The sequence below is a fragment of the Knoellia koreensis genome (genome assembly GCF_013041615.1).
GTDB classification, from domain to species: domain Bacteria; phylum Actinomycetota; class Actinomycetes; order Actinomycetales; family Dermatophilaceae; genus Pedococcus; species Pedococcus koreensis.
The window spans coordinates 645,197-657,007 of record NZ_JABEPQ010000002.1; the positions used below are offsets into that span (position 1 = coordinate 645,197).

General features: G+C 71.4%; 12 protein-coding genes. 5 read left to right on the top strand and 7 right to left on the bottom strand.

What is annotated here, in order from left to right:
• Nucleotides 1-30 precede the first annotated feature (30 nt).
• Both HJG52_RS11325 and guaB read right to left on the bottom strand, forming a co-directional pair.
• Complete coding sequence (locus HJG52_RS11325; protein ID WP_171243681.1) at nt 31-1,152, bottom strand: GuaB3 family IMP dehydrogenase-related protein; 1,122 nt, start codon at nt 1,150-1,152, stop codon at nt 31-33.
• A gap of 227 nt (nt 1,153-1,379) precedes the next feature.
• On the bottom strand, nt 1,380-2,966 hold the full coding sequence (gene guaB, locus HJG52_RS11330) for an IMP dehydrogenase (protein WP_171243682.1): 1,587 nt from the start codon (nt 2,964-2,966) through the stop codon (nt 1,380-1,382).
• 204 nt (nt 2,967-3,170) lie between these two features.
• On the opposite strand from guaB, the gene HJG52_RS11335 reads away from it, so the two are divergent.
• Nucleotides 3,171-3,464 (top strand): WhiB family transcriptional regulator, encoded by a 294-nt coding sequence (locus tag HJG52_RS11335; RefSeq protein WP_171243683.1) that lies wholly within the window; start codon nt 3,171-3,173, stop codon nt 3,462-3,464.
• Between the two features lie 19 nt (nt 3,465-3,483).
• A complete protein-coding gene (locus HJG52_RS11340) occupies nt 3,484-3,705 on the top strand; it encodes an RNA-binding S4 domain-containing protein (RefSeq protein WP_171243684.1) in 222 nt (73 codons plus the stop codon).
• 152 nt (nt 3,706-3,857) lie between these two features.
• Here the strand turns inward: HJG52_RS11340 and groL are convergent, their stop codons facing one another.
• Both groL and groES read right to left on the bottom strand, forming a co-directional pair.
• On the bottom strand, nt 3,858-5,474 hold the full coding sequence (groL, locus tag HJG52_RS11345) for a chaperonin GroEL (protein WP_171243685.1): 1,617 nt from the start codon (nt 5,472-5,474) through the stop codon (nt 3,858-3,860).
• Between the two features lie 111 nt (nt 5,475-5,585).
• Entirely contained in the window at nt 5,586-5,879 is a 294-nt protein-coding gene (gene groES / locus HJG52_RS11350; RefSeq protein ID WP_171243686.1) for a co-chaperone GroES, read from the bottom strand.
• Between the two features lie 253 nt (nt 5,880-6,132).
• On the opposite strand from groES, the gene HJG52_RS11355 reads away from it, so the two are divergent.
• From HJG52_RS11355 to HJG52_RS20810, 3 genes are all read left to right on the top strand, one after another.
• Nucleotides 6,133-7,002: a GNAT family N-acetyltransferase gene (locus tag HJG52_RS11355; protein ID WP_346767696.1), complete on the top strand. Its 870-nt coding sequence runs from the start codon at nt 6,133-6,135 to the stop codon at nt 7,000-7,002.
• Nucleotides 7,003-7,078: 76 nt separating this feature from the next.
• The gene (locus HJG52_RS11360; protein ID WP_171243687.1) at nt 7,079-8,308 is read left to right on the top strand and encodes a class I SAM-dependent methyltransferase; all 1,230 of its coding nucleotides are present in this window, start codon (nt 7,079-7,081) and stop codon (nt 8,306-8,308) included.
• Between the two features lie 192 nt (nt 8,309-8,500).
• Nucleotides 8,501-9,256, top strand: a complete 756-nt coding sequence (locus HJG52_RS20810; RefSeq protein WP_171243688.1) for a VldE C-terminal domain-containing protein — start codon at nt 8,501-8,503, stop codon at nt 9,254-9,256.
• A 17-nt stretch (nt 9,257-9,273) separates the two neighbouring features.
• On the opposite strand, the gene HJG52_RS11370 is transcribed toward HJG52_RS20810, so the two are convergent.
• Genes HJG52_RS11370 through HJG52_RS11380 form a run of 3 tightly spaced genes read right to left on the bottom strand, consistent with a single transcriptional unit; the run spans nt 9,274 to nt 11,806 of the window.
• Entirely contained in the window at nt 9,274-9,978 is a 705-nt protein-coding gene (locus HJG52_RS11370; RefSeq protein ID WP_171243689.1) for a Dph6-related ATP pyrophosphatase, read from the bottom strand.
• Nucleotides 9,975-10,799, bottom strand: a complete 825-nt coding sequence (locus tag HJG52_RS11375; RefSeq protein WP_171243690.1) for a PfkB family carbohydrate kinase — start codon at nt 10,797-10,799, stop codon at nt 9,975-9,977. The genes HJG52_RS11370 and HJG52_RS11375 overlap by 4 nt, the downstream gene beginning before the upstream one ends.
• A complete protein-coding gene (locus HJG52_RS11380) occupies nt 10,799-11,806 on the bottom strand; it encodes a nucleoside hydrolase (RefSeq protein ID WP_171243691.1) in 1,008 nt (335 codons plus the stop codon). The genes HJG52_RS11375 and HJG52_RS11380 overlap by 1 nt, the downstream gene beginning before the upstream one ends.
• Nucleotides 11,807-11,811: the final 5 nt, after the last annotated feature.

The window sequence follows — 11,811 nt, forward strand, 5'->3', positions numbered from 1 at the left end:
AGTACTGCCCCTGGCCCGGCTCAGCCGGGCTCAGCTCTGCGCGTAGGGGGCGACGACGACCTCGACCCGCTGGAACTCCTTGAGGTCGGAGTAGCCGGTCGTCGCCATGGCCCGTCGCAGCGCGCCGACGAGGTTCGTCGTGCCGTCGGCCAGGCGACCCGGCCCGAAGAGGATCTGCTCGAGCGACGCGACCGCGCCGACCTCGACCCGCTCACCGCGCGGCAGCTCGGGGTGGTGCGCCTCGGAGCCCCAGTGCAGCCCGCGCCCGGGCGCCTCGGTGGCCCGCGCGAGCGCCGCCCCGAGCATCACGGCGTCGGCGCCGCAGGCCACGGCCTTGACGATGTCACCGCTCGTACCCATGCCGCCGTCGGCGATGACGTGGACGTAGCGGCCACCGGACTCGTCGAGGTAGTCGCGGCGCGCGGCCGCGACGTCGGCGATGGCCGAGGCCATCGGTGCGTGGATGCCCAGGGTGCGGCGGGTCGTGTGGGCCGCGCCGCCACCGAAGCCGACGAGGACACCGGCCGCACCGGTGCGCATCAGGTGCAGCGCCGCCGTGTAGGACGCGGCGCCACCGACGATGACCGGCACGTCGAGCTCGTAGATGAACCGCTTGAGGTTGAGCGGCTCCGCGCGCCCCGACACGTGCTCGGCCGAGACGGTGGTGCCGCGGATGACGAAGAGGTCGACCCCGGCGTCGACGACGGTCTTCCACAGCTGCTGGGTGCGCTGCGGGCTCAGGGCACCCGCGACCGTGACGCCGGCCTCGCGCACCTCGTGCAGCCGCTGCGCGACCAGCTCGGGCTGGATGTCCTCGGCGTAGATCTCCTGCATCCGCGCGGTCGCGGTGGCCGGGTCGAGCGTGGCGATCTCGGCCAGCAGCGGCGACGGGTCGGCATACCGCGTCCACAGTCCCTCGAGGTCGAGGACGGGCAGCCCACCGAGGCGACCGAGCGCGATCGCGGATTCCGGCGACATGACCGAGTCCATCGGTGCGGCGATGACCGGGATGTCGAAGTGGTAGGCGTCGATCTGCCAGCCGACGGAGACCTCCTCGGGGTCGCGGGTGCGCCGCGAGGGCACGACCGCGATGTCGTCGAAGGAGTAGGCCCGTCGTCCGCGCTTGCCGCGGCCGATCTCGATCTCAGTCACCGCGCAAGGCTATCGGCCCGCCAGGCATGAGGACGCCCCGCCGTCGGGTGAGGGGGCTGCCGACGGCGGGGCGTCAGGGGGCGTCGCTGCGCCATACGGCTTCAGCCGACGGTTCGTGTGGCGTCCCCTACCCGGCCATAAGACCGTGAACCGCAGGCTATGCGCGAAGGGCGCCCCAGCAACTCCGGCAGATGGCGTATGCCGCGCCGGACGGCCGGCGTCGGCCGTCACCGACCGCCGTAGTTGGGGGCCTCGACGGTCATCTGGATGTCGTGGGGGTGCGACTCCTTGAGCCCGGCCGAGGTGATCCGGACGAACTGGCCGCGCGCCTTGAGCTCGGGGATGGTGCGCGAGCCGACGTAGAACATCGACTGGTGCAGGCCACCGACGAGCTGGTGGACGACGTTGCCGAGCGGGCCGCGGTAGGCGACCTGGCCCTCGATGCCCTCGGGGACGATCTTGTCGTCGCTGCTGACGTCGGCCTGGAAGTAGCGGTCCTTGGAGTAGGACTTCTTGCCGCGCGAGGCCATCGCGCCGAGCGAGCCCATGCCGCGGTAGGCCTTGAACTGCTTGCCGTTGACGAAGATGAGGTCACCGGGCGACTCCTCGCACCCGGCGAGCAGCGAGCCCAGCATGACGCTGTCGGCGCCCGCCACGAGGGCCTTGGCGATGTCGCCGGAGTACTGCAGGCCGCCGTCGCCGATGACCGGGACCCCGGCCGGGCGGCAGGCCAGGGAGGCGTCGTGGATGGCGGTCACCTGCGGCACCCCGACCCCGGCCACCACGCGGGTCGTGCAGATCGAGCCCGGACCGACGCCGACCTTGACCGCGTCGACACCGGCGTCGACGAGCGCCTGTGCACCGGCACGGGTGGCGACGTTGCCGCCGATGACCTGCACGTGCCGGGTGGCGGGGTCGGACTTGAGGCGGCGCACCATGTCGAGCAGCAGCCGCGCGTGGCCGTTGGCGGTGTCGGCGACGAGCACGTCGACGCCGGCCTCGACCAGCGTGGTCGCGCGCTCCCACGCGTCACCGAAGAACCCGATGGCGGCGCCGACGAGCAGCCGGCCGTGGTCGTCCTTGCTGGCGTCGGGGAACTGCTCGGACTTCACGAAGTCCTTGACCGTGATGAGCCCGGCGAGGCGCCCCTGGTCGTCGACCAGCGGAAGGCGCTCGCGCTTGTGCTGGCGCAGCAGTGCCGTCGCTTCGTCCCGGGAGATGCCGACCCGGCCGGTCACGAGCGGCATCGGCGTCATCACGTCGCGCACGCGGGTGGTCGCCCACTCGGCCACCGGCGTGAACCGCAGGTCGCGGTTGGTGATCATGCCGATGAGCTCGCCATCGCCGCCGACCACGGGGAAGCCTGAGATGCGGTACTCGCCGGCGAGCTTGTCGAGCTCCTCGAGGCTGGCGTCGGGGCCGATCGTCACAGGGTTGCTGATGAGCCCGGTCTGGGTCCGCTTCACCAGGTCGACCTGGTAGGCCTGGTCCTCGATCGAGAGGTTGCGGTGCAGGATGCCGATCCCGCCCTGCCGGGCCATCGCGATCGCCATCCGGGACTCGGTCACCGTGTCCATCGCCGCGGACACCAGCGGGATCCGCAGGGTGATCTCGCGCGTCAGCCGGGCGCTCGTGTCGACCTCCGACGGGATCACGTCGGTCTCGCCCGGCAGCAGCAGGACGTCGTCGTACGTGAGCCCCAGCTTGCCGAAGGGGTCGGGCTCGGCGGCCGCCTCCGGGGCCGGCGCGGTGGGCGCGGCGGGTGCCGCCTGGGCGGTGAGGTCGGGCAGTCGGTCGTCCACACCAAGGCTCATGCACCAATGGTAGACCGGCCGGTCACGACGCCCGAACCGGGCGTTCGCGCTCACCTGAGCGGGCGGCATACCAAAATGTGGACAGCCGCGCGAAACGCTGTCCGCGCTTGAACAAGTCCTTACTTCCGCATGGATGTTTCGCAGGAAGCCCGGCGCTAGCGTCCCGAACGTGCGGCAAGGTGCCGCGGGGAGCAGAGGGACGACATGGCTGAGTTGTCACGGCTGCCAGGACCGGTCGCGGACCGGTGGGATTGGCAGCTCCAGGGGTCTTGCCGACAGATCAACCCCGAGGTCTTCTTCCACCCTGAGGGCGAGCGCGGCCCGGCCCGTCGCTCGCGCGACTCGAAGGCCAAGGAGGTGTGCCTCGCCTGCCCCGTGCTGGAGCAGTGCCGCGAGCACGCCTTGCGGGTCCGTGAGCCCTACGGCGTCTGGGGCGCCATGACCGAGGACGAGCGCGAGCGCCACTACGCCGGAACGGGAGTGCGGGCAGCCAGCTGACCGCGCGATACTCGAGGGCGTGAGCACCCTCGAGATCCCCATCCGGGACGAGTCGATCCGGCTCGGCCAGCTGCTCAAGCTCGCCGGTGTCGTCGACGACGGGGCGATGGCCCGCGCCGTCATCGAGAACGGCGAGGTGCGGGTCGACGGCGACGTCGTCGCGCGTCGCGGCAGCCAGGTGCGCCCCGGCCAGTCCGTGGAGTATGCCGGCGAGACGATTCTCGTCGTCACCGGCACCTGAGTGCCGAGTCACCTTCTGCCGCTGAGGGATTCGAGGTAATCCCCCACGCATCCCGGTCGGCCATCACCTCGACCGAGCGGGCGCGGGCACGCGAAAGGGGCGCCCCTTGTGGAGGCGCCCCTTTCGGTCAGGCGCGAGGTATGCCGGGTGGCTCAGTGGCCGTGGCCATGCCCGTGACCGGCGGCGGCCTCGGGCTCCTCTTCCTTCTTCTCCACGACGAGCGTGTCGGTGGTGAGGACCATCGACGCGATCGAGGCGGCGTTGGTCAGCGCCGAGCGGGTGACCTTGACCGGGTCGATGACGCCGGCCTTGACCAGGTCGCCGTACTCGCCGGTGGCGGCGTTCAGGCCCTGGCCGGGCTCGAGGTCCTGCACCTTGGAGACCGCGACGTAGCCCTGCAGGCCCGCGTTCTCGGCGATCCAGCGCAGCGGCTCGGCAGCGGCCTTCTTGACGATCGTCGCGCCGACCTCCTCGTCGCCCTGGAGCGACAGCGAGTCGATGACCGACGCGGCGTGGACGAGGGCGGAGCCGCCGCCGGCGACGATGCCCTCCTCGATAGCCGCGCGGGTCGCGCTGATGGCGTCCTCGATGCGGTGCTTCTTCTCCTTGAGCTCCACCTCGGTGTGGGCACCGACCTTGATGACGCAGACGCCACCGGCGAGCTTGGCGAGGCGCTCCTGGAGCTTCTCGCGGTCCCAGTCGGAGTCCGTGCGCTCGATCTCGGCCTTGATCTGGTTGACCCGGCCGGTGACGTCGTCGGCCGCGCCGGCGCCGTCGATGATCGTGGTGGTGTCCTTGGTGACGACGACGCGGCGGGCCTGGCCCAGCACGTCGAGGTCGGCCTGGTCGAGCTTGAGCCCGACCTCCTCGGAGATGACCTGGCCACCGGTGAGCACCGCGATGTCCTGGAGCATCGCCTTGCGACGGTCACCGAAGCCCGGCGCCTTCACCGCGACGACGTTGAAGGTGCCGCGGATCTTGTTGACCACCAGGGTCGACAGCGCCTCGCCGTCGACGTCCTCGGCGATGATCAGCAGCGGCTTGCCGCTCTTGACGACCTTCTCCAGCACCGGCAGGACGTCGGCGATCGCGGAGATCTTGCCCTGGTTGATGAGGATGTAGGCGTCGTCGAGGACGGCCTCCATGCGCTCCGGGTCGCTGACGAAGTAGGGCGAGATGTAGCCCTTGTCGAACTGCATGCCCTCGGTGAACTCGAGCTCGGTCGACGCGGTCGAGGACTCCTCGACGGTGATGACGCCGTCCTTGCCGACCTTGTCGAACGCGTCGGCGATGATGCCGCCGATCTCCTGGTCCTGCGCGGACAGCGCGGCGACCTGGGCGATCTCGTCCTTGCCCTCGACCTCGCGGGCGGTCTCGAGCAGCTTGTCCGAGACGGCCTTGACGGCCTGGTCGATGCCTCGCTTGAGCCCGGCGGGGCCGGCGCCCGCGGCGACGTTGCGCAGGCCCTCCTTGACCATGGCCTGGGCGAGCACGGTGGCGGTGGTGGTGCCGTCACCCGCGACGTCGTTGGTCTTGGTCGCGACCTCCTTGGCGAGCTGGGCGCCGAGGTTCTCGTACGGGTCCTCGAGCTCGACCTCGCGAGCGATAGTGACACCGTCGTTGGTGATCGTGGGGGCGCCCCACTTCTTGTCGAGGACGACGTTGCGGCCCTTGGGGCCGAGCGTCACCTTGACGGCGTTGGCGAGCGCGTCGACACCGCGCTCGAGCGACTTGCGAGCGGAGTCGTTGAACTCCAGCGTCTTGGCCATGAAAGTCCTTCTCTACCAATTGGTTTCAGCAGGGGTGGGAACAGGTATGCCGTGAGGTCACCACACGGGTGAGCTCACGGCATACCGGATCCGTTGTCAGCCGCAGGTGGGTCAGCCGACGATGGCGAGCACGTCGCGCGCCGACAGGATGAGCAGCTCATCCCCGCCGTGCTTGACCTCGGTGCCGCCGTACTTGCTGTAGATCACGCGGTCGCCGACCTTGACGTCGAGCGGGACGCGGTTGCCGTTGTCGTCGATGCGACCCGGGCCGATCGCGAGGACCTCGCCCTCCTGGGGCTTCTCCTTCGCGGTGTCCGGGATGACGAGGCCGGACGCGGTGGTCTGCTCGGCCTCGACGGACTTGACGACGATGCGGTCTTCGAGCGGCTTGATGGAAACCGACACGATGGTGACCTCCCCTTCGGGAATGTCGGAGTGGACAGGTTGGGGTGGAACTGGTGCACCCGTCCGGTCGCCGTCGCGGGGGTCGACCGAAGTGGCTGCGGGTTAGCACTCGGCGAACCGGAGTGCCAACACGAAATCTAGGCGCCAGTTAGCACTCGGTCAACTCGAGTGCCAAGGTTCCGTCGGCGTTCGCCGAGGGCCGACGGAGAAACCCACTTGTATGCCGCGTGGTCACCGCGCGAGGCTCGCTCCCGTGACCGACTCCTCCCCCGACGCCGACCCCACGGCTGGCCCCGCGGCAGACCCGGCGGCCAACCCCGCAGCCCTCCTTGCGGCCTACGACGAGCAGCTGCGCGAGGAGCTCTCGTCGGCGCTCACCGCCCCGCGGCTCGGCCCGCTGGTGCTCGCGACCTACCTCGGTGGGCGCGGCTTCGTCACCTACAAGAACCTCGAGGTGGACGGGCAGCCCGCCGACGAGGGGTCGGTGCGCGGGCTCGTCGAGGAGACACTCGCGCACTACCGGGCCATGCCCGACATCGTCCGCGTCGAGTGGAAGACCCGCGGCCACGACCACGCGCCAGGACTGCACGAGGCGTTGGTGCAGAACGGGTTCCAGCCCGACGAGCCCGAGTCGGTGATGGTCGGCGAGGCGCGCCTGCTCGCCTACGACGTGGCGCTGCCGGACGGCGTCGTGGTGCGTGAGGTCACCCACGACGACGAAGCCGTCCGCCGGATGCTGGCGATGCAGGCCAAGGTCTTCAACGACACCCCGGAGTTCGCCGCCGAGATGGAGGCGCAGATCTTCCACCGCCTGCGCACGCGCAACGACATGGAGATGTGGGTCGCCGAGGCCGACGGCGAGGTCGTGTCGGCGGGCCGGCTCGAACCGGTCGAGGGCACCGAGTTCGCCGGGGTGTGGGGCGGCGCCACGCTGCCCGAGTGGCGGGGCCGCGGCGTCTACCGCGCCCTCACCTCCGCCCGCGCCCGGTCCGCGATCGGGCACGGCAAGAAGTACATGCACAGCGACTCCACCGAGTTCTCGCGCCCGATCCTCGAGCGCTCGGGCCTGGTCAAGGTGACGACGACGACCCCCTACGAGTGGCGCCGCGACCGCGAAAGCTGACCACCCGGCATACGCCCAAGCTTGCGTCCAGCGCCGCCTCGGCGGGCCCTGACCGGCGGCTGCCACAATGCCGGGCATGGACCTGGCCCTGCTGCGACGGCTCACCACCGGCGAGGGCTGGGGCCTCCTCCAGTCACTGCCGCCCTACGACGAGTCGCAGGCACTCGGCTTGCAGGACCGGTTGCGGGCCGCGGGTTTCGACCCGGACCTGGTCGCGGCCGCGCTCAACCAGAGCCGCCTGCGGGCCAAGGCCGTCGACAAGTTCGGCGAGTTCGCTCGCGGCATGGTCTTCACCTCCGACGGGCTGGAGCAGGCCACCCGGCTCGCCGTCGCGGCCCGCCACGCCCAGCGGTTCCGTGCGGCGGGTGTCTCGACGGTGCACGACCTCGGCTGCGGCATCGGGGCCGACGCCATGGCGATGGCCGGGCTCGACCTGCGGGTGCGGGCGATCGACGCCGACGAGGTGACCGCGGCGGTCGCGGCGGTCAACCTGCGTCACTGGCCCGAGTCGGGCGCGCAGGCCGGCCGGGTCGAGGACTTCACGCCACCCGCCGGTGAGGGTGCCCGCGATGCCGGCGCCTGGCTCGACCCTGCGCGGCGCACACCCGGCGTCGCCGACGTACGCGGTCGCACGCGCCGGGTCTTCGACCTCGACTCGATCTCGCCCTCGTGGCAACAGGTGCAGGACATCGCCCGCCGCCTGCCCGCCACCGGAGCCAAGCTCGCTCCCGCCTTTCCCCATGCCGCGATCCCGGCCGGCGCGGAGGCCCAGTGGACCTCGCTCGACGGTGAGGTCCTGGAGTGCGCCGTCTGGTTCGGACCGCTCGCCCAGACCGCGGGCCGGACCGCCGCTGTCCTGCGCGACGGGGGTGCCGTGCTGGTGACCGAGGCGGGGGCCGACCCCGACCACGCGCGGGTCAACTCACTCGGGGAGATCGGCGCCTGGCTCTACGAACCGGACCGGGCCGTCATCCGGGCCGGGCTCGTGGGCGCGGTGACGGCGGCGGTCGACGGGCACGAGCTGGACGACGGCGTCGGCTACGTGTCCAGCGACGCCGCCCACGACGTGCCCTTTGCCCGCCGGTTCGTCGTCGTCGAGGCGATGCCGTTCAACGTCAAGGCGTTGCGCGGGTGGCTGCGCGACCACGGGTTCGACCGGCTCACCATCAAGAAGCGCGGCGTCAGCGTCGACCCCGACCTCCTGCGCCGCCAGCTGCGCCTGCCCGCCAAGGGGCGCACCGAGGCGACCGTCGTCCTCACCAGGGTGCGCAGCAACCAGGTGGCGCTGGTCGTGCGCCCGGCCTGACGGCACACCCGTCAAACCCCCTTCCCCTCCCACGTCGGTCGTGGCCATGCGGGGGTATGCCGCCGTGCCCGGCGGGGCGTGAGCCTCGCCACGCGCCCCGTGACCTGTTTGTGACCTCGGCGGCCCAGCCGGTACCGTGACCGCTTGGCCCTCGGCCGTCCGCTTGCCAGCTCACCCAGGACTCCCTCCCTCATGACCCAGCCCCCCACGTCCTCAGGTCGTCACCGCGTCCAGCTCCGCCGCAGCCCTGCGCTGCGCGCCGAGCTGACTGCGATGGTGCGTCGACCCAGCCACCGCGGCCTGGTCAAGACGGCGGGGTGCCTGCTGGCGGCCGTGGGGTTCGTGAGCGCCTGGTCGGCCCCCATCGCCAGCCCCGCACTCGCCCTGGTCGACTCGCCGCGTGAGGCTGCCCCGACCACCACGGTGACCGCGCCGGCGGCGGCCGTGGCCCAGCCCGAGACGTTCGGGCAGATCGGGTTCTCGGCAGTCGCCAAGCCCAAGCCGAAGCCGAAGGCCAAGCCCAAGGCGTCCGCCCCGAAGAAGGACACCTCCGCGGCAGGGGCCCTCGCCGACCGCACGCAGGACTCCGTGTCGCGTGGTGGCATCCGGCGCTCCGGCCTGCGCAACGAGCTCGGCCTGACGCCCAACGGCCTGGTCGTGCTCAACGCGATCCGCGACAACTTCCCGCAGGTGACGTCCTTCGGCGGGTTCCGTGCGGGCGACATGGACCACGGCACCGGCACCGCGGTCGACGCGATGGTGTCGAGCCGGGCGACCGGCGACCAGGTGGCGTCCTACGTCATCGCCAACGCGTCCCAGCTCAACGTGAAGTACATCATCTGGTACCAGCGGATCTGGTACCCGAGCACCGGCACGTGGAAGTACATGTCGGACCGCGGCAGCGTCACCCAGAACCACATGGACCACGTCCACGTCTCGGTGAACTGACCCCCTCCGGGCCGGCGTCAGGCCAGCTGCGGCGTGCAGACCCAGTAGTCGAACCGCTGCCTGCCCCGGGTGGTCCCGATCTCGACGGACAACGACCGGGTGACGCCCCGGCGCACGAGGACCGGCTCGCTGAAGATCGGGCCGTCGTGGACGAACGTGTGGTACTCGCCGAGCTCACCGCAGGGGTCGACGTCCGCCGGAAGCGACTCCACGAACTCGCGGTCGACGGGCACCCCGACGCGCTCCGGTCCGAGCACGGCGGCGTCGACGACGACCGTGACGGCTCGCATCCCGGTTGCGAGGAAGCGGTCGATGCATTCGCGAGAGGTCCACTGCCACAACGGTTCCAGGACCTGCAGCCCCAGCGGCCCGAACAGGTCGTCGCGGTGCACCCGGGCTCCCGAGACGGACAGGTCGCCGAACGCGACGGCATCGAAGCCTGCCTCGCGCAGCCGTGCCCCCACCGCGCCGATGCGCTCGGCATACCCCTCAAGCTCAGGCCCGGCCATGGGCACGACCTCCAGCGGTATGCCGATGGACTCCGCCTGCGCTCGCAGCAGGGCCGAGGGCACGTGGTGGACCGTAGCCACCGACTCGTCGGGCGCGACTGTCGTGACCAGCCGCTCGACGCTGATGTCGTCACGGGCCAGGAGGAGGCTCAGCGCCAGGGCCGAGTCCTTGCCACCACTCCACTGGAAGGCGACACGCAGCGGCCGAGTCACAACGACGGATCCGCTTGCGCCCCAACGCGGGTGACCGCCTCGGCACCCGCAGCAGCGGCACGTCGCACGGCCTCACCACGGGTGGACCCCGCCGCGAGCGAGGCTGCCAGTGCGCCGCAGAAGGCGTCCCCCGCGCCCGTGGTGTCGACGACCCGGTCGGCCGGCACCTCCTCGACCGCGAACGGCTCACCGTCCCACGTGCACCCGGCCGCACCGAACGTCACGAGCAGCGACCCCGGCACCACATCACCATCCGCGAGCTGGGCGGCCTCGTGCTCGTTGACGACCACGGGGTCGGCGAGCGCGGCCACGTCGTGCGGGAGGGCGGCATACGGTGCGGCGTTGACGACGACCCTCATGCCGCGACGGTGCGCGTCCCGCGCGGTCTCGGCCACGACGTCGAGGGGCACCTCCAGCTGCACGAGCAGCACGTCACCCTCACCCCAACCCGTCAGATCGGGCTGTGTGGCAACGGAGTTCGCACCCGGCACCACGACGATCGTGTTCTCACCCTCGTCGTCGACCGCAATCCACGCCTGACCCGTCGGCAGGTCGGGCGCCACCCGCACGCGGGTGACGTCGACGCCTCGAGACTCGAGCCGACGCAGGTATGCCGTGCCGTCACCGTCGTCTCCCACCGCACCGGCCATGGCGACATCGGCGCCCGCCGCGACTGCGGCGACGGCCTGGTTGGCGCCCTTGCCTCCCGCGTTGCGGATGAGACCGGGCTCGGCGAGCACGGTCTCGCCAGGGCGCGGATGGTGGCCGACCTGGGCCACGAGGTCGACGTTGAGCGACCCGAGGACGAGCACGCGACCCATCAGCGCAGTCCTCCGGTGACCGTCTGGAACCACAGGGATGCGTACCGTTGCGCGTCGACGTCGAGACAGACGTCGATCGTCGACCGGGCCCGCCCATGCGGGTCGTGGGTGAGGTCGCCGCTCCAGTCGCGACGGTCGACGATGGTGCGGCCCCGGGACCAGGTGCCGGCGAGCTCGACCCGGACCGGGAGGTTCTCGCGACGCACGCCCGCCGGCTCGATGACGGCGCAGACCGCACCGGCGTCGCCGATGGTGGCCGACGAGTCGCCGAATCGCTTGCACTGAAAGGCGATCAGCTGTGCAGCGAGGTCAGCGGCGTCACCCTTTCCCGCGGCAAGCAACGGCTCGATGCTGGCCCGGGTGACGCGCGGCCGGTAGAAGACGTCGAGCCCGTACATCGTGACCGCGATGCCCAGGTCGGCGCACGCGTCGAGGACGATGGCCGCCGCCTCGGGGTCGTGGAAGACGTTGAACTCGGCGGAGGCCGTGGCGTTGCCGTCGGCCGCTGCGCCGCCCATGAACACGACCTCGCGGATGCCTTCGGCGACCTCGGGGTAGGTGCGCAGGAGCAACGCGATGTTGGTCAGGGGTGCGAGCGGGATGAGCGTGACCTTGCGGCCACGGTCCCCAGTGGCGGCGGCTTCGAGCAGCACGTCGCGCAGCAGCTCGACGGCGTTGCGCGAGTCGGGGTCTCGGGTCGACTTGACCCAGTCGAGGTCGCCCATGCCGTCCTGGCCGTGGACGTGCCGGGCATCGACCGGGTCCTCCAGGAGGGGGAGCTCGGCGCCCCGCGCGACGGGCACGTCCTGGCGCTCGGCGGCGTCGAGGACGGTGAGCGTGTTGGTGACCACGGCGTCGACCGGGGCGTTGCCGCCGACGCAGGTGACGGCGCGCAGGTCGAGCGCGGGGTGCAGGGCGGCGAGCAGGATCGCGCAGGCATCGTCGACACCGGTGTCGACGTCGAGGACCACGGGAAGGGCGCCGTTCGCGGCATACGTCCGCACCATGCTCG